The following is a 20874-nucleotide window of genomic DNA, read 5'->3' on the forward strand; positions in this document are numbered from 1 at the left end:
ACCGCCATCACCGCCATCACCGCCATCACCGCCATCACCGCCATCACCGCCATCACCGCCATCACCGCCATCACCGCCATCACCGCCATCACCGCCATCACCGCCATCACCGCCATCACCGCCATCACCGCCATCATCCTGCTTGCCGGCACGGCGCCGGCACATGGCGTGAGACGCCAGGGCCTTCTGGTGGATGAAGTGGTCGCCGAGGCCCGAGCGTGGATCATCGGCGTCTCGCAATCCTTCGATGCAGCCCGATCCGGTGATCCCTCGGGGATTCCCGTGCGCGACCCGGTCAAGTCGCAACGCTGAACGGGTGGAGCAGCGATCGGGACGACCGGCGCGGGGACCCTGCTGTCCGTCAGGCGTGCCCTGTGGTCGCTAGCCGTCGGTGTCGTCGCCGGGACGGCCACCGCGCTGATCGGGGCGCCGGAGCTGACGCCGTTGGTGATCTGGACGATCGCGGCGGGGACCATCCTCGTATGGGTGTGGCGGGACTGCTGGTCGGCCAGCCCGGAGCGTACCGAGCAGCTTGCCGAGGCGGAGCGGCACACCCATTCCACCGACTCGGCAATCCTAATCGCGTCCGTTATCAGCCTCGCCGCCGTGGCCGAGACGCTCGTCCGCGCCTCGAACCAGCATGACATGGTGGCCGTCACGCTGACGATCCTCAGCGTCATCGCGGTGGTCCTGGCATGGGCGCTGGTGAACACCGTCTTCGCGTTTAAGTACGCCCGGCTGTACTACCGCGACAACGACGGCGGCATCGACTTCAAGCGGGAAGACCCGCCGGCGTACGCCGGCTTCGCGTACATCGCCTTCACGGTCGGCATGTCCTACGCCCCGGGCGAGAACGAACCGACCAGCAACCAGATGCGCCGGATCGCGCTCGGGCATGCGCTGCTCTCGTACACCTTCGGAACCGGCATCCTGGCCGTCGCCGTCAACCTGGTCACCAACCTGGGCCAGTCATGACCCCCGCGCAGCGGTACATGCGCCCGCTGCTGGAACGGATCCGCAAGGGCGAGATCCACCGGAGCTTCATCCTCACCGACACGACGGCGCAACCGACGCCCCGTACGGCTACGACATCTTCAAAAACAAGCAGGACGAGTGCGTACAGGTGCTACTGAAGCCGTAGCTGCGGCGGACGAAAGCGCCGGGCGCAACCGGGAGGGCCGATGGCGCCCGGTCGGATCGCCACGCCGACCGGCCCGGACGCGCCACGTGGCTGCGAGCGGGACGGATGGGAGCGGCAGGATGACGGTTGCCGCGGGCAGAGAGGCCGGTTGATGACCACGAGGACGATCCTGGTGATCGCGGTGGCCGTGGTTGTCGCGGCAGGCCTCCTGGCCGGCTCACTGGTCCAGGGCCGGGCAGGCGGTCGTCGCTACCGCTGGCTGCTCGCGCCGCTGTACCGCGCATCCCGGGCCCCCGCCATCGCCGTGCTGCTCCTCGCGGCGCTGCCGGGTCTTCGTGGCACTGACTGTTGCGCTGTAACCGCCCGCTGTTCGGGTCGACGGGTCAGTGAGCCGCTCCACTGCTGACGAGGCACCCCCGACGTGGCCTGCAGGTCACGGTCACGTCGGGGGTGCTCGCGTCAGGCAGTGGGGCGTGCGGGGCCCGTCGCGAGGCGATGTCGTTGCCGGGCTGCGGCCAGCATCAGTACGCCGGCCACGATCGCGTAGATGCCGATCACCTGGGCTATGGCCACCGCCCCGACGTCGGGGCGGAACAGGATGAGCAGCCCGGCCAGAATCGACACGACCCCGACCACCGCGAGCAGCCGCGAGGCGCGCCAGCGGACCGCTATCCAGAGGTCCAGGCCGCCGATAACGACCGCCCAGATGCCGATCACGACGGCCAGCGCGAACGCGGTGATCTCGGGCCACAACAGCGTCACCAGGGCGATCGCAATCCCGAGCAGACCCGTCAGCAGAAACAGCCCGCGAACTGGGCCGGCTTGACCGCGGCTGAACCCCGCAGCCAGGTGCAGCGCCCCGCCGACCAGCGCGTACGCGCCGAACAGCACAGCCAGGGCGAGCGCCGTCACGGTGGGCCACACCAGGGCCAGCAGGCCGAACACGATCGCGGCCACCCCCCGCAGGGCCAGCGCCCAGACGTCCCGTCCACCTCGCATCGCTTCACTCCTCGATGAGACAGCAGGGCTGCCTTCTCGCTCTTCGCACACGCAACGTCGCACCGTGCCTCGGACGCCGGCGGGCAACTGGTGATGCTCGGATCAGGACTCGGGCATGACCACGATGCGGTTCTCCACCGACATCACTCCCGGCGCCGACCAGGCGACCCGCGCGGCCTCTTCGCGCTCACGCCAGGACCGGACCACACCGGTCAAGATGACCTTGTCGCCCTCGATGGTCACGGTGAGCCTTTCGCCTGGCGTGTCCACCGTACGGACGAGCGCCTCCTCGATCCGGCGCCGCGCCTCCGCCAGGTCCACCCTCGTTCGCGGCCGCAGCGAGATCTGGTTGGTCACTCCCCGCACCCCGGACAGGCGGCGCACCGCCCGCTCCGCGGCCCGTCGCTGGTATTCCCACTCGACCTCACCGCTCAGCGTCACCCATCCCCTGCTGACAGTGACATGGATGTTCTGGCTCGGCACCAGCGCATCCCAGTCCAGGGCCCGGGTCGCCGCTGCCGCCAGATCCGGGTCCGTGCGTTCCGCCGAGGTCGGCAGCCGCACCTCGATGTCGTTCGCGATCGCCTTCACCCCACGTACCCGGTACGCCGCCTGCTCAGCCGCCCACTTCTTCACGAACGAGTCGACCCACCCGGTCAGGCTCACCACCCCTTCCTTGGCCGACACACCGATCTCATTGGGTTGGACGCGGGCGTCCCATTTCAACTCAGCCAGCACATCCCGCTGGAGCTGCTCATCGGTCCGGGTCATGGTCGCGGCGGTCATCGTCTTCCCTTCAAGTTGGTGGCTTCCCGACGCCATGTTTCGCTGCCCATGCGGCACGCTCCCTACATCGCGCCAGAGGTAGCCCAAATGAGTGACCGGTCAGCAACGGAGGGCCGACCTATGCAACCCGCTGTTTGCGGCCTACGCATCTTGTACGGTTCGCTAGGGGAACCCCCCTTTCAGGCCCGACGTGTGCGTCGCGCGGTGCCAGACCGGCGGACGCGTACCAATGAGGGACCCGAGGAGGCCGCGGTGGCGCAGTCGTACCCCGCGCCGGCGGCCCCGATGATCCGGCGACCGTGGCTGCGGATCCTCTCGGTCGGCCTGGCGCTGTGGATCGCCACCATCGTGGTCATCTTCCTGACCGGCAACCCCAACCTGGTGCCGACCCTGGTGCTGCTGGGCAGCTTCCTGGTGCCCGTCACGTTTGTGGCGTGGGCCTTCCAGCGTCGGGAAACCGGCGAGATCACCCCGGCCTTCATCCTGAACACATTCCTCGCCGGCGGTGTGCTCGGCGTGCTGGCGGCATCGCTGCTCGAGTCCTACCTGCTGCGCCCGTCGTGGTGGCTGTTCCTCGGCGTGGGACTCATCGAGGAAGCCGTGAAGCTCGCAGCGCTGGCGTTCCTGACCCGGCACCTCCACGCGAAATCGGTACGCGACGGCATCATCCTCGGCGCCTCGGTCGGGTTCGGATTCGCGGCCTTCGAGACGGCCGGCTACTCCTTCACCGCGCTGTTCACCATCGACGGGCTGTCGCTGACCCAGGTGGTGCAGACCGAGTTGCTGCGCAGCGTGATCGCACCCTTCGGTCACGGCCTGTGGACGGCGATCCTCGGCGGCGTGCTCTTCTCGGCCAGCACCCGGGAGCACATCACCATCACCAGGCGGCTCATCCTGGCCTACCTGGGCGTCGCCCTACTCCACGCCCTGTGGGACTCCATGCACGTGATCGCGCTGTTCCTGACGCTGCTGCTAACCGAGGGAGTGAAGTACCAGGCCACGCCGCACGGCTGGCTGGTCAGGCCGAGCGGTGGGCAGGTGATGCTGTTCACCGGGTTGCAGTGGACGGGGCTGGCGGTGGTGTCGCTGGTGGGGGTCATCTGGCTACGGGCGCTGGCGGCGGCGCGGCGCGGACCGCAGGCGCCCGCGCCGAGGTACGGCTGGCGGGTACCGATCCGCCCGCCCGGCACCTGAGATCGCAGCACGCTGCCGATGCCCTTCGGGTTAGTAGTTCGCCCGCTGGTGGCGGGACCCTGAGCGGGTGAAAATCGGACTCGGGCCGTCTGGTTGTCGTCGTCTCGCCTTGGCGCTTTGAGCCCGCGGGTTAGTAGGACGCTGGGGATCGTGTCGACAGGCATCCGGAACTGTTGCTTCGAGCACGTGTATCAGACTCTTCAGCCTGTGTGATCTCCCCAGTCGGCCCGCTTGGTCGGTGATGGTTGAGAGGAGGGGCGGCGATGGAGGTCGTTCACGAGCGGTGTGCAGGCATCGATGTCAGTAAGACGGATGTTGACAGGTCCATGCGGCCGGTCCTCCCTGCGCTTCGTCTGGGTTTCCAAGGCAGCGGCCGTGCGGGTGCCGGTGCAGGCAACATTCACCCGGGCCATCGACCGGCATCGCAAAACAGACGCATGTCAGGCCTGGCAGGTCGCGTGACTGTGCCGCCCCGCCGTGCTCTCGCCCTCGGTGACCGTGGGCGCCCTCGCTTTGCTGATCGGCGCGTTCCGCCTCAACGGGACCCTCAGCCTGGTTGGGGGTCGAGTCCCGTTACGCCGGGGAACTCGGCTGCTTGGGGCGCTCATGGTTCCCTGTGCCGGCCGCCGTGATGATGCTGCTGTCATCAGGAATCACCGCGCGGACGCTGGCCGTGGTGATCGCCGTGACGGCGATGACCGTCGGTGTTCTGAGCATCTGGGCGGCGCCTCGCTAGGTCCTCGAGCGGGCGTTCACGGGCCGGTTGCTATGCTCCGCCCTGGGTCACCGTTGGGTGGCGAAGTCGCGGTACACGGCCTCGTAGCCGAGGGCCATGCGGTCGGTGGAGAAGTTCTCCGCGACGTGCGCCACGCAGACTGCCGGGTCCAGCCGGGACACGACCCGCAGGGCCTCCGACAACTGGTTCTCCCGCTCGCAGACCAGCCCGGTCAGCCCTGGCCGGACCAGTTCCGGTACGGCGCCGCGGCGCAGCGCTACCACCGGGGTGCCAGTCGCCATGGCCTCGACCATCACCATGCCGAACGGTTCGTTCCACTGCACCGGCATGATCAGGCAACGTGCCTCGACTAGCAGCCGCAGGGTCGCCTCTCGGTCGGAGTTGAACACCACAGCGACGTCGTCGTCCAGCATCGGCTCGACGACCTCCTCGTAGTAGCGGCGTTCGGCCGGCTCGTTGCACTTGCCGGCCAGCACCAGCGGCAGGCCGGCCCCCCGGCAGGCCCGGATGGCCACGTCCGGCCCTTTGTCGGGGCTGAACCGGGCCAGCCAGAGCACCGGCTCGGCGCTGTGGGCGAACTTACGTGGAAAGTCCGCCGGATTGAGCCCATTGTGGACGGTGCCAGCCCAGGGCAGGCCCGGGTTGGAGCGCCGCTGGGCGTGCGAGATGGAGACCAGGCCGACCCCGTCGTCGGTGGCGGCCAGTACCTCGCCGTACTCGCCCACCGGATTGCCGTGCACGCTCGCCACGGTCGGCACCTCGCGCCGGCCGGCGACCAGCGGCCCGAATGTGGTGTGGTCGTGGATGACGTCGAAGTCCGCCGGCCGGATCAGGCGCCGGACCCGCGCCTCGTGGGCCAGCTCGGGCAGCGTCTCGCCGAGCCGCTCGTACTGCAGCTCAGGCACGACCGAGACGAAATCGGCGGCCGTGGCGTGCTCCTGACCGGCCCCGAAAACCGTCACCGCGTGGCCACGCCGGACCAGGGCGTCCACCAGCCCGGTGACCACCTGTTCCACACCGCCGTAGCCCGGCGGCGGAAGCGACAACCACGGGGGCAACACCATCGCGACCCTCAGTGGCCCCTCGCCCGAGCGGTCCGGCGGCAGCTCGTTCACGGCCACATGTCCTTCCCGTTGGTCCCCAAATGCGCGCGGTCGGTGGGAACGGCGGTGAGCGGTGGAACTACCCGCCGCGCTTTCCCCCACTCCCGGTGGTAAACCCCTCGGCGGTAAAGCGGGCTCACCCCAGCCGCGACGACACCGGTCCGCTCCCCCACGCCCGAGGCCGCTCGGCGTTCCGCCTCTTGCCGCCCCGACCAGCCGCCGGCTCCAGCTCGTCGCGGATACGAGTCCTGACCCGCGCCAGGTTGCCCCAGCCGAGGGCCGGTGCTCTGGCTGGGCCGGTTCAGCCCCGACAAGGGCCAGAGGTGGCCATGCGGCTCTTCGCCAGCCGGAGCTCACGGTGCGACTCGCCTCCGGCCCCGTCTCGTTAGCTCCGACATCCACGGCCGCCACGCGGCGGCCGGGGGTCCCTGTGCTTGTGGCGCGCCTCTTGCCAGTTCCCGGCGATAGCGCTGTACGGAGTCTCCCAGCGAGCTGTTGCCCCCCGGCTACACGGCCACTTCGCCGGAGGAACGAGGAACGAGTTTGTGCCGAAAGGGCACGGGTAGACGGCGTGATCCGCCAGGTGGCGAGGAGGATTTCGACATGAACTACCCCGAGTTAATCGGCGCCGTAGCGAGGCGGGCAGGGGTCCCGTTCGAACAGGCGCCAACGATCACCCGCGCCGCGCTGAAGACACTGGCGGAGAGGATCAGCGGCGGCGAGGCCAGACAACTCGCCGAGCAACTTCCTGACCAACTGGAAGATGATCTACGCAAGCCTCCGTGGGACGAGTTCGCCGAGTCGTTCTCACTCGAGGAGTTCACCCGCCGGGTGAGCGAACGGGCCGGTGTTGACACTCCCGTCGCCAGGGCCGCGACCCGCACAGTGCTCACGACATTGCGCGAGGCAGTGACGACCCGCGAGTTCGACGACATGGTGTCCCAGCTCCCGAAGGAGTACCGAGAGGTGATCGAACAAGTCGGCGTGCAGCGCCGCCAAGGATAAGCGCCGAGGCGGGAGCCCGCCCGGGCAACAAGCTTCCGACGCCGTACGCATGCGGCCTGGCTGGCGCTACGACCTGTCCCTGGGTTGTAGTGAATACATCTTCCCGCCGTCGGTCTCCCGGCCCCGGAGGCAGCAGTCGGTGTGCGACCCGCGCCGGTGCCATCCGTCGAAGCCCGCGTCACGGACAGGGTCGCTCGCACTTGGGTAAGTCCATCGGACGGGGAGGCAAGCGCATGGACAACGAGCAACGGTTCCTCGCGATGGTGGGGCACGGCGCGCGGCTGGATACGCAGGGCGCCCGCCGGGCGGCACGCGCCACGCTCGACACGCTGTTCGAGCGGCTGTCCGGTGGCCAGGCCCGTGACCTAGCCGAGCGGCTGTCCATTGAACTGGTGCCCATCGAACCGATCATTCCGGATCGTCATCCGGAGCTGTTCGACCATGCGGAGTTCCAACGCCGGGTGGCCGGTCGACAGGGGTCCGATGAGCAGACCGGCGAACTCCATGCCGCAGCTGTGTTGACCGCCCTGCGTATAGCGGCCGGGGATGACGAGTTCGACGACCTGGCCGCGCAGCTACCGCACGACTTCCAGCCGATGCTCGCCGAGGCGAGACAACCGCACGTGGAGGTCGGTTCGGCTGACGAGTTCCTCAGCCGGGTCGCTGACCGTACCGGGCTCGACCCGGACGCCGCCGGCCGAACCACCGAGGCTGTGCTGGAGACCCTGGGGGAACGCATCACCGACCAGCAACTCGACGACCTTGCCAGCCACCTGTGGGACCAGCCTGCCGAAGCGCTACGTCGAGCCAAGACCCACCGCCCAGGCGCCGTACGGAAACTGCCCGCGCACAAGTTCCTCAGTCTGGTCGCCGACCGGGAAGGCAGCGAACCCGGCCCAGCGCACGAACACACCCGCGCCGTCCTCACGACACTGCGCGAGTCCGTCCCCGACGATCAGTTCTACGATGTGGTACTACAACTGCCCAATGACTACGCGGATCTGCTGATGCCGCAGTAGCGGAAACAGGCCGCCCACCCGAGCCGCCGTCACGTACAAGGTCGGGAAGTTCTCGCTCGACATCATCGGACGCGAAGTGGCCATCGGAAGCCCGGTGATCATCGAAAACCAGTATGGGGCGACTGACCACATTCACCTGGGTCAGATCATCACCTACGCGGGAGGTACGAAGCCCACGACCATCGTCTGGGTTGCGGAGCAGTTCCGTGAGGAGCACCGAGCGGCGCTCGAATGGCTCAACACTCACACCGATCCGGGCATCCGCTTCTTCGGAGTCCGCCTGGCCGCCGTCACGCTTGCCGGAGCGCCGTACGGTCTGATCGCGCCGCTCTTGGAGTTGGTGGTCAAGCCCAACGACTGGGAGAAACCTGCAGTGGCGGCGGCATCCGCTGGGACCGCCGGCCCAACGCCGACGCAGGAGCTCTACCGGCAGTTCTGGGCAGGATTCGAGCCGCTGGCCAAGCAGCGGGGCTGGACGAACGCGTCAGCGCCCGGGCAGAACTGGTGGACCATGCCGACCGGATCAACGGGCGCGACCTGGGGTGTGTCCTACGCGATGTTCGGGTGCCGATCGGAATTGTTCTTCGGCCATCCTGATCCGGCGGTCAACCTGGCCCGCTGGCAGGTGCTCAACGAGCGCGAGGCTGAAGTCGTGGCGGCTTTCGGCGGTGAGCTGATCTTCGATGACCCGCCGAACAACAAGGGATGCCGCATCGAAGCCCAGCTGATCGGCCCGAAGATCGGTGATCAGGACAACTGGCCGAAGGTCATCGATTGGATGATCGACAGCCAGGAGCGTCTTCGGTAAGCGGTGGATGCCGTCGGAGGGGTCCCGAGCCTGATCGCTCCTTCTGCCACCCTTGGCGACTTGGATACGACCGTCGTGACAGCAGAGGACGCGAGAACGTGAGGACTCCGCCACAAAGGTGGTTAAGGGATTTAACCGAAGGTCCCGCGAGACACGGCTACTGCGGACGTGCCAGGCAACGTGACCCGCGCCTGAACACCATCCTCACATCGGCATGTCCGCACACCGAGCAGCCGGGGCGGAGTCGTCACCTAGCGTAGCGAGCGCCATCGCGGCTACTTGGAGACTTGGTCCAGGATCGGTGTCCGGCCAGACTCGGTCCAGGTGCTCGGCGAGACGCTCCCACATTGCGGCTGCCCACCGGTGTCATTGGTGTGGCTCTCTCATGGCCTGCGGTCTCGCCGGGCACCGCGCGAGGAGAGGCTGAAAAGGGGTTTGTTCTGCTCGAAGTAGCGGTGCCCTCCTTGCTGACAACTCCGTCCAGTTCAGACAAGGGAGGCGCCGATGAGCGTGATCATCGGGATGGACCCGCACAAGCGCTCAGCCACCATCGAGGTCATCGACGAACACGGCCGGGTGCTCGCAGTGGGCCGCTTTGGGACTGACAAGGCCGGCTACGCCGACATGCTCGCCGCCGGCCACAAGTACGCCGATCGGTCTGGGCGGTCGAGGGCTGCAACGGCATCGGCAAACACATCGCCCACCGCCTGGTCCACGACGGTGAGAGGGTGCTCGACGTGCCCGCGAAACTGTCCGCGCAGGTGCGGGTGTTCGCCACCGGCAACGGCCGCAAAACCGACCCGGTGGATGCGCACTCGGTCGCGATGGTGGCGCTACGCAGCCCGAATCTGGTGCAGGTTCAGGTCGACGCGGACCTGCAGGTGATGGGCATGCTCGCCGACCGGCGTGACCAGCTCGGCCGCGCCCGCACCCAGACCATCAACCGGCTGCACCGGTTGCTGCTGGAACTGTTACCCAGCGGGGCGAAGAAGTTCCTGTCCGCGCCACCGGCCCGCACGTTGATCGCGACGGTCAAACCCCGCGACATCGTGGGCAAGACCAGACGCCGCCTCGCCGTCGAGCTCATCGGTGGGCTCCGTTGCGTTGAGCGTTGGCAGGGTCGAGGCAGGCTTGAGCGGTGAAGTCGCCGACCCGCTCTCGCCCGTGGCTGCCACCGACGTCGGCGTTCGCCGGGTTCCGGTTCCCAGCCGAGGTCATCGTGGTCGCGGTGCGGTGGTATCTGCGGTTCAACCTGTCCTACCGTGACGTTGAAGAACTGCTGGTCGAACGCGGCATCGAGGTCGACCACGTCACCGTCTACCGATGGGTACAGCGGTTCACCCCGCTGCTGGCCGACGCCGCCCGCTTCAGCCGCCACTCACCCGGCGACAGGTGGTTCGTCGACGAGACGTATGTCAAGGTCAACGGGATATGGCGCTACGTGTACCGTGCGATCGACCAGTACGGGCAGGTCATCGACGTGCTCGTCTCGACCCGCCGGGACGCCGAGGCGGCCCGCAGGTTCTTCCGTCGGGCCCTGTCGACGTTGAAGGTGACACCCAGCGAGGTCATCACCGACGCCGCCGCGGTCTACCCCGGCGTGCTCGACGAACTGATCCCGCAGGCGTGGCACCACGTCGAGCAGTACGCCAACAATCCGATCGAGGCCGATCACAGCCGCCTCAAACACCGGGTGCGATCGATGCGCGGGCTACGAACCGACAAGACAGCACAAGTGATCATCGCCGGACACGCCTTCATGCAGAACCTACGACGCGGACACTACGAACTCGCCGTCGACGCCCGGCCGACAACGCGGGCCGCCGCTGCGTTCACCGAACTCGCCCACGCGATCTGACCGTCGACCCGATACAGGCTCAACGCGTCCAACGATCCAGTAACGCAACGGCGCCCCCGAAGATCCTCGCGGAGATCGTGCCCGGGGTTCTGGTCTGGGACATACTGTGGGCCCGGATCTGCGAGCACGTCGACCATATTCACGTGGTGCTTTCCTCGTCGGGAGCGGAACTGTTCGCTCGGCATGCCGGCCTGCAGATCTCGTCCGGACGTCTCACACTAAGCCTCGATCCACCGACGCGGTTGGCGGCGATCGCCGGTTGATCATTTCGACATGGGGTGAGTCGGCGGGTGTGCGGGGGCTGCCGATCGTTGGTCGGCTTGCTCCAGTGGCGATTGTGCGGTGAGTGGGGATTGTGGCCTGTGGTCGGGCCGCCCGGTTCTGCTGGTGGGTGTGGTCAGCCGGGTGCGGTCTGGACGGCGGTGAAGAGGTTGTCGAACGCCGGCTGCCAGGGCCAGTGCTCGGGTAGGTGCAGGTGGATGGTTCGGGCGCGGTGCGCGAGGCGGGCCGCGACGTTGACGATCCGGGTGCGGATCGTGGCGGGCCGGGCGTTGCCGTAGGCGCCGGCGGCCAGGTGCCCGGCGGCGCGGGTGAGGTTGTGCGCGATCGCAGCGCAGGTCAGCCAGGCGTCGTTCGCGCTGAACCGCCCGGAGGGCAGGTGCGCGAGTGGTCCGGCGATCAGGTCCGCGTTGACCTGTTCGATGATCGCGTGGGCGCGGTGCTGGGCTTCGGCCTGTACGAGCATGAACGGGCTGTCGGTGAACACCGCGTGATACCGGTAGGTCGGCACCAGTTCTTCCTGGCCGGGGATCTGTTGCGGGTCGTCGCGGCGGATCCGGCGCACGAGCCGCCGGGCGCTCACCTCGTTTCGGGTGCCGACGAACGCGGTGTAGGTGGTCTCAGCGATCTGCGCGTCGGAGATCCACCGGCCGGCGTCTTCGTCCCAGACGGCCTGCGGGTACTTGATGTCAACCCACTGGTCGGCGGCGATGCTGTCACACGTGGCGCGGATCTTCGCGTCGGCACGGCAGGTGACGGAGAACCGGACACCACGACGCCGGCAGCAGTTGATCACGGTCTTGGCGTAGAACGCCGAGTCGGCCCGTACCACGATCTCACCGGTGGCCCCGCAGGCACGGGCAGTCGTGATCGCCTCGGTGATCATGCTGGCGGCGCCGCGGGCGGAGCCGGCGTTACCCGCGCGCAGCCGGGTCGCGGCGATCACCGGCGCCGACAGCGGTGTGGACAGCGTGGCGACGAGGGGGTTGTAGCCGCGCAGGTAGACGTTGTAGCCGCCGACCTTGGTGTGGCCGAACCCGATGCCCTGCTTCTGCTTGCCGTATACCGGCCGCAGCATCGAGTCGATATCCACAAAGGTCAGCACGTCGGCGCCGGCCAGGATCGGTGCCCGGCCGGCCAGGCCGATCAGGGTGTCACGGGCGGCGGCCTGCAGCTGCCGCACGTGCCCGTGAGTGAACGTGCGCAGGAATGAGCCCAGCGTCGATGGCGCATACACACTCGTGAACAACGACCGCATGCCACCGTGCCGGGCCACATCAAGATCGTCGATACTGTCCGCGCCGGCGAGCATCCCGGCCACGATCGTGGCGACCTTGCCCGCCGGGTTGACGCCCTTGTCCGTCGGTAGCCGGACCCGATCAACAACCGCGTCGTGCAGTCCTGGCTGCTGGGCCAGGCGGATCACCGGCACGAGGCCCGCGCAGGACACCAGATTCGGATCGTCGAACGATGCGTGCACCACCGGAGCGTCATGGCGTAATCTCACCTGCGAGGTGCCCTCTCGAACCAAAAGATAGAAGCGTCGCAACTCCTATCCTTCCAGTTCAGAGGGCATCTTCTATCTTCGAGGTCCCACCAACCTGACATTCATCGGTGGATCGAGGCTAAGCGTGCAGAACGAGCCGACAGGCATGGGCGACGCCATCTTCGGGGCCGGGTCGGCGTGGTCGGAATTCGAGTCCTTGCTCGTCGTCTGGGGTGACCAGGTCAACCTGAGCGAACCGCACCGTCGCCACCACGCTCGGTCTCCACCACAAGCTCGGGGCGGTCCGCGCCCGGACGATGACCGTACCGTTGGTGCCCATGAAGGATCCGTACGTCGAGTACGTTTTCGCCGGCGCTCACCTGGATCGGATCCAGTCGGTCCGCGAAGGAGACCGGTGTCGTCCCGGCGGGTTGAGTGACGTCGGCATCTTCTGTCTGAGCACCACTGATCTGGCCGGGGACTGGATGCGATATGTCGCGCGTCCGCAGATCGGCTCCAGGACCGGAGAGGTGAACTTTCTTCCCTTCCTCGCCTATCTGACACGCGAGAAGGGCTGGGCGATGAACGTCGTCCCGGTGGACGACGAGAACGAGGCCGCGGTGTGAACACCCTGGACGATCTGGCCTTCGCCCGAGGCGAATATCTGCGGCGCCGGACAATCGCACAGGTGGCGGAGCGAGCCCGTCTGCCAACGGCGCGCCCGGGCAGAGGGTAGTGGCAGTCCTCTTTGGGTCTGGTAGCAGTTCGTGCAGATGTTGGAGTACAAGGCCGCCCGGCGCGGGCGGACGTTCGCAAAGACCAACCAGTTCCTGCCCACGTCGCAGACATGCTCGACGTGCGGCCGGATCGACGGACCGAAGCCGCTGTCCGTCCGGTCGTGGACCTGCCCTTTGCGGGGCCGTCCATGACCGGGGCGTCAACGCGGCCAGAAACATACTCGCGGCGGGACGCGCCGAGAGCCTAAACGCCTGTGGAGCGCAGGTAAGACCGGCACCCGTGCCGGCACCGCGCCGAGAAGCAGGAATCCGCCCCGACGCTGTGCGGTCCACCCGCAGCGTGGAGGGAATCTCCGTCCTTTAGGGCGGAGAGATCGTCAAAGCGGGGTCAGCCGCCTGACCAGTTGGGGATCGATGCCGCTCGGCGCTCTGGTCGCCGGCTTCACCCGGAACTGAAGCGGAGCAGCGCTCTGCGCCCTCGTGCTTCGCCGTGACGTTACGAACGGTCACATCGCCCGAGTCTCGACGGGTGGAAGCCCGCGCGACCGCCTCTCACGAACCTGCGCCGGCCCAGCCGCACCGATCCTGACTTCCGGGTCACCCTCGCGAAGTCAATCCTCACTTGGACCCACCGGACTGACCCTCGATCTCGAACGCAGTAATGGTGACCTTTCAACCTCTGTATCCGTTGCCGCATCCGGCCGCTCGTGCCCAGACCGTGCAGCAGAACAACCGCTTCGGAATTACCCCTGCCTATTCCACCGAACTCCTGGCGCTCGCCGACAGCGCCGTCCGCACCTCGGCGAGCACTGTGGACAAGATTTGCTCTTGGCTGGTCTTCTTGGTGTGCCACTCGAAGGCCAACCAGGCGGGCGCACTGGACGGCGTGGTTGAGCAAGCTCTTCAACGGTCCCGAGGAGGTCAGCACCGCGGCTAGACTTGCGCGAGCCTCAGAGTTGCGCTGAGCATCATCGGTGGTGGGGCAATGGTTTGTGTCGCCCCTCCGACACGAACCCCCATGGTTCGACGGCCGATGATGTGAGGGTCGGCCCGTCTTTGGATCGTCCCCGAACGGCCAGCGCGACCTGTACGGGTGGTTTCGATCAGGATTCCTCTTTACTCCCGAGCTGACGCTGCGTCCGCTCGGCGATCTCGCCGGAGGCCTTGCCCATGATCGATTTGGCCCGGCCGAAGGCTGCCACACCGAAACGGCTGGCGACACCTACGCCGTCCGCCCCGGTCTCCAGAACCTTGTCCTTCACCTCGGTTCCGGTGTCGAGGACCTTGTGGCGCGTCTCGGTCCCCGTTTCGAGGACTTTGTCCCGCACTTCCACGGCCGCGTCCAGCCATCGCCTGGCATCCCATGACTGACGATCGCGTTCAATGCCGAGCCGTCCGTGAAAATCGACGACGGTGGTCGCGACGTGGTTGGTCGAATGCACCACGGCGCGGGATGTGGTCGGGTTCAGCAGCACCTTCGCATTGGCCGTGCCGGCGGCCGCGTCCATCCGGGCCATCAGGCGCTCGGTGCTGCGGGAGATGAGTTCGAGGCGGTTCCGCCGGGCGGTCCGGATGGCGACGCGATGCTCTTCCAGCTCTTGCGGAGACGCGTCCAGCACCCGGTCGAGTTCGAGCACGGCGACCGCGTCCTGGAGCTGGAAGCAGCGGGCTAAGACGGCGAGCCACTCCTGAACCTTGATCTCGGCTTCCTTGGACGTCTTGGCCAGGTCACCGACCTTGGTCTGGGTCTTTAGTTTCTCGGCGATCGCGTCGAGCTGCCGCAACGCGTACACCTGGGTCCGGGCCAGCGGCACCGGCGTGGCTTGCACCTTCGACCAGGTGACCTCAGAGACCCGGCCCACCTGCTCCCGGATCGTCAGGGCCTCGTCGATGACGAGCTCCACCCCAATCATGTCCGCCACCACGGCGTCGGTCTGGGCGCGGAGCACGGCGTCGACCTTCGCGTCGATCACGGCGAGATAGTCGGTGATCTCGTCCATGGTCTGTTGCATCGCGAGTTGCGCCATGAGTCCCGCGGCGCCGGTCAGGATCGCCGGGTTGGTCAGCAGCGCGCTGGGGGTCCGCACCACTTCGAGCAGGCCGGTGATCTTGCCGTGGTCGGTCAGTACGGCACGGCTGACACCGCTCTCCGAGCCTGTCATCAGGTTGTACTTCTTCATCGCCTGCGCGGACTCCGCGGTCAACTGAACCCAGCGACCGGAGTGGTCGGCGATCTCGGAACCGGCCTTGGCGATCGTGGATCCGGTACGGAGGGCGGAGCTGAGCCTCTTCAGTCCGAGGTCTTTCGACGGCAGTCGCTCAGCGGTGAGGAAACGATCGACAGCCGCCGGATGCCCGATGACCGCCAGGCCATCGCCGTCACTAATCAGCTGGATCTCGTTTTCCAACGTCTGCTCCTTGAGGTGTGGGCACGGATTGGCCTCACGCTACCGTCGGCGTCTTCGGCCTCACTATGGTCCGCTCGTCTCGATGATCTCGTGATCGGAGGATGTCGTGCAGCGGGTGGAGCCGGGCCCGCCCGGGTGATGCGAAACGGACCTGCCACTGTAGACACTCAGAGCTGATCAGCCCGCCGAACGCTTTCACCTCTAGCCGGCCGACGGAGGCGGAGTAGACCATCACCGCGTACCGACCGTTGCGCTGTGGCTCGATGGCGACCCAGCGGATGCCTCGACGTTCGCCGTGGAAGGTCGGGCCGAGGAACTGCTCGATCGAGGCCGACCGGCGCAGGGTGTCGACCGCGAACGATTCGCTCAGGTATCGCACCGGGCGAGGCTAACGCTGCCCGGGCGCAGCGCGCCGTCGTGATCAGGTGCCGCGCACAAGTTCGGCTTCGACTGGTCGGGCTGATGCTGAGCGCGGAAACCGGCTGGTTGATGCTGCGCCGGCCGGTACTGTTCGCTGGCCTGGAAGGGGTGCCGTGATGGTCGAGACGATGACTCTGTGGCGGCCGACCGGTCCACGAGAGCTCAATCTCGTGTGCGCCTGCGGCTGGACGGCGTGGCCGCCGCGGTTGCCGGATCAGCCGATCTTCTGTGCGGTCCTGCCCGAGCAGTACGCCATCATGATCGCCCGGGACTGGAACGTGCCGGCTTCCGGCGTCGGCTACGTCACCCGCTTCCAGGTCGACCGGTAGTTCGTCTCCCGCTATCCGTGCGGCAGGCCGGCGGGCGCGACATCCTCGAGCTGTGGGTGCCGGCGGAGGAACTCGACGAGTTCAACCAGCACCTCGTCGGGCTGATCGAGGTCGTCCACGAGTTCCGGGCCGACAGTTGTTGCTGTGTGGGGGAGGGCTGGCGGAGACGGAGGCCTACCTGCTCGCGGACGGTTCCGACGACGCCGCACGCGCGCTGGATCACCTCCAGTGCAGCGAGGACGCCGGCGACTTCGCCGACTTCTCTGTAGAGGATCAGGCGTCCTCGTACGCCGACTACTACCGGGCTTGATTCAGGTATGGAGTAATCATGGTGGCCAGGGCGTATCGGGAGTTGACCGACAGCGAGAAGGTGGTCTGGGACCGCTTCTACGAGGCGTTCGACTTTCGTCCCAGCATGCACCGCTTCCCGGCGATCATCGAGCCGATCCCGTCGGTCACCTGGAGCGTGAGCGGCCTCGACGATGATCCGGGTGGCATCCCCGGCTGCGTCGGATGATCGAGGTCGTGCACGGCGGGTTCACGAAGCTGGTGAGCACGGGTTCGATCTTGTGTCTGGACTGGCAGCACCCCAGCTATCAGGTCTGGCCCAGCCTCGTCGGGCCCGAGAACCTCGACCCGCCTGGCAAGCACGGCTGGCCGCTGTCGCCAAACCCTGACGGCGATTACTACATCTACCTCGCGGAGGATTTCCAGTTCGGTACCTTCGGCCATCCGTGAGAGTCGTCGCTGTGCGTGTTCGGCGGCGACGTGCTGGGCTTGGTCGAAGCCGATCTGCATGATCTCCTTGGCCGAGTCATGCGCCGCGACGGGCGGCAGGCGACGGCATGAATAGGGGAAGTTCCGTGCGGTCAAGCGGATGCGGCCGACTGCTCCAGTGACGGGGCGTGGACCTGGACGGCATGAGTATCGACTGAGGTGAGGGGCGACAGTAGACGGCCTTACCCGTCAGCTGCTCGACGCTGCGGTAGGCGAGCAGCTGGCTGTTCATGGGCAGGTTCTGTCGCCGTGGCGGGCGTATCCGGAGATCGAGCGGTTCAGCATCGGCTGGCGTATGGGTGACGGCGAGTGGCATCTGATGGTGTGGTGGCACTGGTGGGAGTCGGCGTCCCTGGGCGAGGCGGAGCGGATTGCCTACTTCCGGGCCGAGTGGCTGGACTGGGCCGCGCAGCAGATCTGGCCGGACATGGACTTCGGCGAAGCAGGTGTACGCCGTCTCGCCGAGCACGGGATCGGCGAGACGCGGTGATCGATCGTCCGCTGTTGTTCCTTGACGTGGACGGCACGCTCCTGCCGTTCGGAAGCGCCGGAGGGGATCGAAGTCGGCCGAGCGGGAGCAGCTGTCGACGTTGCGGCGCGTCGGTGATCGATCAGTGGCGGGGCCTCCGGTGAACGGTTCAGCGTCAGCTCACGACAAGGTCGATGTATGCGGGGTCGTGGTCGGACCCGTCACCGCTGATCTGGGTGCGGCGCATCACATGCGCGGCGGTGACGGTCAGGTCGGGGGTCGTCCAGATCTGGTCGTAGAGGGCGAAGGTGGTGACGCCCTTTGCCCGGTGCCGGTGTGTCCACATGGTGGGGGACAGGTCGGCGAACTCGTCGTCGACGAGGGTCCCGTTGCGATTGGGGCCGGCGATCGTGGTGCCCCATTGGATGTGTTCGGTGAGGTTCGCTTGTTGCAGGGCGGCGAGGGTCTCGGCCTCCGGGGCGTCGTTGAAGTCGCCGGTGACCACAACGCGGCGGGTCAGCCGCTGCCGGCGCAAAATCTTAGCGATCGCCGTGGCTTGGTCGCGGCGTCGTTCGGCAATAGCTTGTCGAGCGGCTTCGACCTCGGCGAGGCTGAGGGTGTGTTCGTCCGTGATGAAGTTGCTCTTGAGGTGGTTGACCAGCACGTGCAACGGTTTACCGTCCGGGGCGGCGATCTCGGCTTGAAGGAGGTCGCGGCCGAACACCGGTTCCCCGTCGGGGTTGGGCCAAAACCGCCAGGAGCTGATACGGGTGATCGGGCGGCGGGAGCAGATGGCAACGTCGATGCGGCGGGGGTCGTTGCCCTCCACGACGACCCGGTAGCGGTAGTCGATGCCCAGCGGGCGCAGGTCGTCGCGGTGGAACGTGTCAAGGGCGTCTTGATCTTCGACTTCCTGCAGGCACAGCACGTCGGCGTTCAGGGCTGCGATGCGTCGTGCGATCCACGCCCGGGCTTTCGGGTCCTTGCCCTTCACGAGTCTGCCGCGGAAAGTGCGCAGAACCCCGCTCATGTGGGTGCCGTCAGGCAGGACCACCTCGACCACTGACGGTTGCTCGCTGCTCGGCCCGCCTGCGTCCGGCGTAGCGTCGGTGGCGATCTCGGCGAGCGGGGGATTGGCCACGGTCCGGGAAAGCTCCGCCTGGAACGACCAGCGGGAGAACAGGTTGTTGGCGTTGAACGTCGCGATCCTCACAGCTACCGCCCGCTTCCACTGTCCACGGATCGGCCCTTGGATGAGCTTGACGATACGGTCCACCCGCCCAAGTGGGCAGCAACTATCAGCAAGCCGCCAATCCTGGAGCCCGCCGGCCCCGCCTTGGTGACCCGTCGGGAAGACGTAGAGGTCCGTCGTGCCTTCGCAAGCCGCCGCCGATTCAGATCAGCTCATCGACTCTGGCCTCAGGGGTACTACGAACGGCGGAGTGTCACGTAGGCCCTGAGACCCCATGGCCTATAACCGGCATTCGGGTGAACCTTGTATGCGCTTTACGGCCCTCCGCGGGCGGTCCGCGACGAGCGTCAACGTCCGGACAGGCTCGGAGCGAGAGCGGCCACAGGTATCGGCAGCCCTGCTCGGTGGGCAGGTGTCCGGTTCGGCGTCGGTGGCGGACTGGTGAAGCTGAGCCACGGTGGAGCGTAGGGCGTGCAGGTCGGCCAGCTGGGCGTCGATGGCGTCGAGCCGTTGGGCGAGCAGTTCGCGTACATGTCTGCAGGGGGCGTGCCGGCGTCGCGGACGGCAAGGATGTCGCGGATCTGGGCGAGGGTGAATTTGGCGGCGCGACCGCGGCGGATGAAGTCGAGCCGCGACCGTCCCGTCGTCGTAGTTGCGAGCCGCTACACGGCCATGCCGGCGTCGGGTCAAATAGCGTCACTCACATTTGTCCTCGGAGCCTCGCCCGTGCTGCTCGCAGCAATCGGGGCGGTGTTGGTACACCCGCAGATCATGTCCGTGACGGAGGGTTACCTCGGACGTGGCCTCGTACAGGCGTGCCTGCCACAGGACGTTCTCCCCGCCGCCGCGGACCACGTGGCCGTCACCCGGCCCGCCGCGCAGCAACACGTCTACTCGAGCGACGGTACGTGGTTCCTGGGCAACTGGTGGTATGTGAGGTCAGCTTGCCGCAGGTGAGGGCTGCGAACCTGGAAGGGTCTTCGTCTGCTGCGACATGCGGGGGCAGCGGGTCCTCGCGCCGGGCCTCAATGTTGACCGTTGGCCGGTGGCACGTCGGCCAGGGTGAGGTCGAGGCGGGGGCGTAGGTAGCGGACGTGGTGTCGCCACCGGTGATGTTCGTAGGCGGTGTCGACGTCGATTTCGGCAACGATGGTGGGGATCACGGGGCTGTACGGGAGGGGTTGGGGGCGGTCGAGTTGTCCGGTCCACGCGGCGGGCAGGGGTTGCGGCCACGGGTGTGACCCCTCCGGGTTGACGGGCGTGAGCAGGGCGGCCAGTTCGGCGCGCTGTGCGGGTCGTAGGGGGTTGGTTCGGCCTGTGTAGCGGAGTTGTCCGTGCTGGTCGCAGCGGCCGAGCAGGAGGGTCTCGGGGTTGTCGATGCTGGGGGTGACGCCGCCGATGATCGCTTCGGTGGTGCGGTATGCGCGGACTTTCTGCCAGCCGCGCCGGCCCGGTTCGTAGCGCCCGTCGAGACGTTTGATCACGATGCCCTCGATGCCCGCGGCGGTCCAGGTGGTCAACCATTCGGCGGCCTGGTCGGGGTCGGTGGTCTGTGGGGACAGGGTGATTTGGGCGGGTGCGTCGGCGAGCAGCTGTGTGAGCAGGGCACGTCGCTCGTGCAGTGGCCGGTCCAGCAGGGGTCGGCCCGGTGGGGCGCTGAGCAGGTCGAAGACGACGTAGTGCGCGGGGTGCTGTCGGGCGATGTCCGGGAGCTGCGCGCCGGCGGTGACTCGTCGCTGCAGGTGGGCGAAGTTGGTTCGCTCGCCTTCCCACACCACCAGCTCGCCGTCGAGGACGACACCCGGCTCGACGGCTTCGGCGACGGCTCGGGTGATGTCGGGGAAGTAGGTGGTGACGTCCCGGCCGGCTCTGGACTGCAGGTACACGCTGTCGGGCCGGCGGAAGGCCAATGCCCGCCAGCCGTCCCACTTCGGCTCGTAGGCCAGATCCGATGCCTCAGGGACAGCATCGACGGCCTTCGCCAGCATCGGCGTGAGGGGCGGACGCAGCCCTTCGGTGGTGGCGCCGGCATGCCGGCGGGCTGGGGTCACCGCAGGACCGACCCATGCCATCGAACCCGAATTGTGCTCACCTCCTCTCTCATGGTTGAGGCGCGGGCAGGGATGGC

At 67.4% G+C, this 20874-nt stretch carries 24 protein-coding genes and 2 pseudogenes; 16 read left to right on the top strand and 10 right to left on the bottom strand.

Translation table 11 applies throughout. The features are described 5' to 3' along the window. Together KBX63_RS32915 and KBX63_RS32920 are read left to right on the top strand one after the other, a co-directional pair. Positions 1-312: hypothetical protein (locus KBX63_RS32915; protein WP_210918146.1), on the top strand; the 312-nt coding region annotated here is incomplete at its 5' end. Between the two features lie 135 nt (positions 313-447). Beyond that, positions 448-975 carry a DUF1345 domain-containing protein gene (locus tag KBX63_RS32920; protein WP_208761125.1) on the top strand — a complete coding sequence of 176 codons (528 nt, stop codon included), beginning with the start codon at positions 448-450 and terminating at the stop codon, positions 973-975. Between the two features lie 625 nt (positions 976-1600). On the opposite strand, the gene KBX63_RS32925 is transcribed toward KBX63_RS32920, so the two are convergent. After that, positions 1601-2098: an HdeD family acid-resistance protein gene (locus KBX63_RS32925; protein WP_208761126.1), complete on the bottom strand. Its 498-nt coding sequence runs from the start codon at positions 2096-2098 to the stop codon at positions 1601-1603. Between the two features lie 144 nt (positions 2099-2242). Further along, complete coding sequence (locus KBX63_RS32930; protein ID WP_139587221.1) at positions 2243-2926, bottom strand: BON domain-containing protein; 684 nt, start codon at positions 2924-2926, stop codon at positions 2243-2245. A gap of 252 nt (positions 2927-3178) precedes the next feature. Here KBX63_RS32930 and KBX63_RS32935 point away from each other — a divergent pair, with 252 nt between their 5' ends. Then, positions 3179-4120, top strand: a complete 942-nt coding sequence (locus KBX63_RS32935) for a PrsW family glutamic-type intramembrane protease (protein ID WP_307871924.1) — start codon at positions 3179-3181, stop codon at positions 4118-4120. 783 nt (positions 4121-4903) lie between these two features. On the opposite strand, the gene KBX63_RS32940 is transcribed toward KBX63_RS32935, so the two are convergent. Next, positions 4904-5920: a glycosyltransferase family 4 protein gene (locus tag KBX63_RS32940; protein WP_210918197.1), complete on the bottom strand. Its 1017-nt coding sequence runs from the start codon at positions 5918-5920 to the stop codon at positions 4904-4906. A 642-nt stretch (positions 5921-6562) separates the two neighbouring features. On the opposite strand from KBX63_RS32940, the gene KBX63_RS32945 reads away from it, so the two are divergent. The 5 genes from KBX63_RS32945 (at position 6563) to KBX63_RS32965 (ending at position 10649) form a co-directional block, all read left to right on the top strand. Beyond that, positions 6563-6964, top strand: a complete 402-nt coding sequence (locus KBX63_RS32945; RefSeq protein WP_210918151.1) for a DUF2267 domain-containing protein — start codon at positions 6563-6565, stop codon at positions 6962-6964. 233 nt (positions 6965-7197) lie between these two features. After that, positions 7198-7983, top strand: a complete 786-nt coding sequence (locus KBX63_RS32950) for a DUF2267 domain-containing protein (protein ID WP_210918154.1) — start codon at positions 7198-7200, stop codon at positions 7981-7983. A gap of 76 nt (positions 7984-8059) precedes the next feature. After that, positions 8060-8791, top strand: a complete 732-nt coding sequence (locus KBX63_RS36580; RefSeq protein ID WP_210918157.1) for a DUF4268 domain-containing protein — start codon at positions 8060-8062, stop codon at positions 8789-8791. Positions 8792-9498: 707 nt separating this feature from the next. Continuing rightward, a complete protein-coding gene (locus tag KBX63_RS32960; protein WP_247663835.1) occupies positions 9499-9933 on the top strand; it encodes a transposase in 435 nt (144 codons plus the stop codon). 26 nt (positions 9934-9959) lie between these two features. Beyond that, positions 9960-10649, top strand: coding sequence for an IS6 family transposase (locus KBX63_RS32965; protein WP_210918200.1), 690 nt, complete (start codon positions 9960-9962; stop codon positions 10647-10649). A 397-nt stretch (positions 10650-11046) separates the two neighbouring features. Here the strand turns inward: KBX63_RS32965 and KBX63_RS32970 are convergent, their stop codons facing one another. After that, positions 11047-12435, bottom strand: a complete 1389-nt coding sequence (locus KBX63_RS32970; RefSeq protein WP_210918201.1) for an IS1380 family transposase — start codon at positions 12433-12435, stop codon at positions 11047-11049. Between the two features lie 317 nt (positions 12436-12752). On the opposite strand from KBX63_RS32970, the gene KBX63_RS32975 reads away from it, so the two are divergent. The 3 genes from KBX63_RS32975 (at position 12753) to KBX63_RS32985 (ending at position 14088) form a co-directional block, all read left to right on the top strand. Continuing rightward, positions 12753-13040 (top strand): hypothetical protein, encoded by a 288-nt coding sequence (locus tag KBX63_RS32975; RefSeq protein ID WP_210918159.1) that lies wholly within the window; start codon positions 12753-12755, stop codon positions 13038-13040. 147 nt (positions 13041-13187) lie between these two features. Beyond that, complete coding sequence (locus KBX63_RS36945; protein ID WP_374102294.1) at positions 13188-13343, top strand: zinc ribbon domain-containing protein; 156 nt, start codon at positions 13188-13190, stop codon at positions 13341-13343. A 472-nt stretch (positions 13344-13815) separates the two neighbouring features. Further along, entirely contained in the window at positions 13816-14088 is a 273-nt protein-coding gene (locus KBX63_RS32985; RefSeq protein ID WP_210918164.1) for a hypothetical protein, read from the top strand. A 166-nt stretch (positions 14089-14254) separates the two neighbouring features. Here the strand turns inward: KBX63_RS32985 and KBX63_RS32990 are convergent, their stop codons facing one another. Both KBX63_RS32990 and KBX63_RS32995 read right to left on the bottom strand, forming a co-directional pair. Next, entirely contained in the window at positions 14255-15559 is a 1305-nt protein-coding gene (locus KBX63_RS32990; RefSeq protein ID WP_210918167.1) for a hypothetical protein, read from the bottom strand. Positions 15560-15593: 34 nt separating this feature from the next. After that, positions 15594-15938, bottom strand: coding sequence for a hypothetical protein (locus KBX63_RS32995; RefSeq protein ID WP_210918169.1), 345 nt, complete (start codon positions 15936-15938; stop codon positions 15594-15596). Positions 15939-16095: 157 nt separating this feature from the next. Here KBX63_RS32995 and KBX63_RS33000 point away from each other — a divergent pair. The 5 genes and pseudogenes from KBX63_RS33000 to KBX63_RS33015 form a co-directional block, all read left to right on the top strand. Then, positions 16096-16436, top strand: a pseudogene (locus tag KBX63_RS33000) (ADP-ribosylation/crystallin J1); the annotation flags it as partial. An 11-nt stretch (positions 16437-16447) separates the two neighbouring features. After that, positions 16448-16618 (top strand): hypothetical protein, encoded by a 171-nt coding sequence (locus KBX63_RS33005; RefSeq protein ID WP_210918204.1) that lies wholly within the window; start codon positions 16448-16450, stop codon positions 16616-16618. Positions 16619-16636: 18 nt separating this feature from the next. After that, positions 16637-16825, top strand: coding sequence for a DUF2716 domain-containing protein (locus tag KBX63_RS36155; protein WP_256443224.1), 189 nt, complete (start codon positions 16637-16639; stop codon positions 16823-16825). Then, a complete protein-coding gene (locus KBX63_RS35755) occupies positions 16822-17046 on the top strand; it encodes a DUF2716 domain-containing protein (RefSeq protein ID WP_256443225.1) in 225 nt (74 codons plus the stop codon). The genes KBX63_RS36155 and KBX63_RS35755 overlap by 4 nt, the downstream gene beginning before the upstream one ends. A 334-nt stretch (positions 17047-17380) precedes the next feature. Further along, entirely contained in the window at positions 17381-17575 is a 195-nt protein-coding gene (locus KBX63_RS33015) for a hypothetical protein (RefSeq protein ID WP_247663831.1), read from the top strand. Positions 17576-17729: 154 nt separating this feature from the next. Here the strand turns inward: KBX63_RS33015 and KBX63_RS33020 are convergent, their stop codons facing one another. The 4 genes and pseudogenes from KBX63_RS33020 to KBX63_RS33030 all read right to left on the bottom strand — a co-directional run bounded on the left by KBX63_RS33020 (position 17730) and on the right by KBX63_RS33030 (position 20797). Next, positions 17730-18830, bottom strand: coding sequence for an endonuclease/exonuclease/phosphatase family protein (locus KBX63_RS33020; protein ID WP_210918171.1), 1101 nt, complete (start codon positions 18828-18830; stop codon positions 17730-17732). A 263-nt stretch (positions 18831-19093) separates the two neighbouring features. After that, positions 19094-19369 (bottom strand): annotated as a pseudogene (locus tag KBX63_RS36950) (hypothetical protein); the annotation flags it as partial. 73 nt (positions 19370-19442) lie between these two features. Next, positions 19443-19634, bottom strand: a complete 192-nt coding sequence (locus tag KBX63_RS35760) for a hypothetical protein (RefSeq protein WP_307871925.1) — start codon at positions 19632-19634, stop codon at positions 19443-19445. A gap of 137 nt (positions 19635-19771) precedes the next feature. Beyond that, complete coding sequence (locus KBX63_RS33030; protein ID WP_307871926.1) at positions 19772-20797, bottom strand: ATP-dependent DNA ligase; 1026 nt, start codon at positions 20795-20797, stop codon at positions 19772-19774. Between the last annotated feature and the right edge of the window lie 77 nt (positions 20798-20874).

Origin of the sequence: Micromonospora sp. U21 (genome assembly GCF_018070045.1) — a bacterium.
Taxonomy (GTDB): Bacteria; Actinomycetota; Actinomycetes; order Mycobacteriales; family Micromonosporaceae; genus Micromonospora.

Coding starts and splice junctions, on each gene's coding strand:
- KBX63_RS32930 (WP_139587221.1), bottom strand. CDS start 2,926: ATGACCGCCGCGACCATGACCCGGACCGATGAGCAGCTCCAGCGGGAT.
- KBX63_RS32940 (WP_210918197.1), bottom strand. CDS start 5,920: ATGGTGTTGCCCCCGTGGTTGTCGCTTCCGCCGCCGGGCTACGGCGGT.
- KBX63_RS32945 (WP_210918151.1), top strand. CDS start 6,563: ATGAACTACCCCGAGTTAATCGGCGCCGTAGCGAGGCGGGCAGGGGTC.
- KBX63_RS32950 (WP_210918154.1), top strand. CDS start 7,198: ATGGACAACGAGCAACGGTTCCTCGCGATGGTGGGGCACGGCGCGCGG.
- KBX63_RS32975 (WP_210918159.1), top strand. CDS start 12,753: ATGAAGGATCCGTACGTCGAGTACGTTTTCGCCGGCGCTCACCTGGAT.
- KBX63_RS36945 (WP_374102294.1), top strand. CDS start 13,188: ATGTTGGAGTACAAGGCCGCCCGGCGCGGGCGGACGTTCGCAAAGACC.
- KBX63_RS36155 (WP_256443224.1), top strand. CDS start 16,637: ATGGTGGCCAGGGCGTATCGGGAGTTGACCGACAGCGAGAAGGTGGTC.
- KBX63_RS35755 (WP_256443225.1), top strand. CDS start 16,822: ATGATCGAGGTCGTGCACGGCGGGTTCACGAAGCTGGTGAGCACGGGT.
- KBX63_RS33015 (WP_247663831.1), top strand. CDS start 17,381: ATGGGTGACGGCGAGTGGCATCTGATGGTGTGGTGGCACTGGTGGGAG.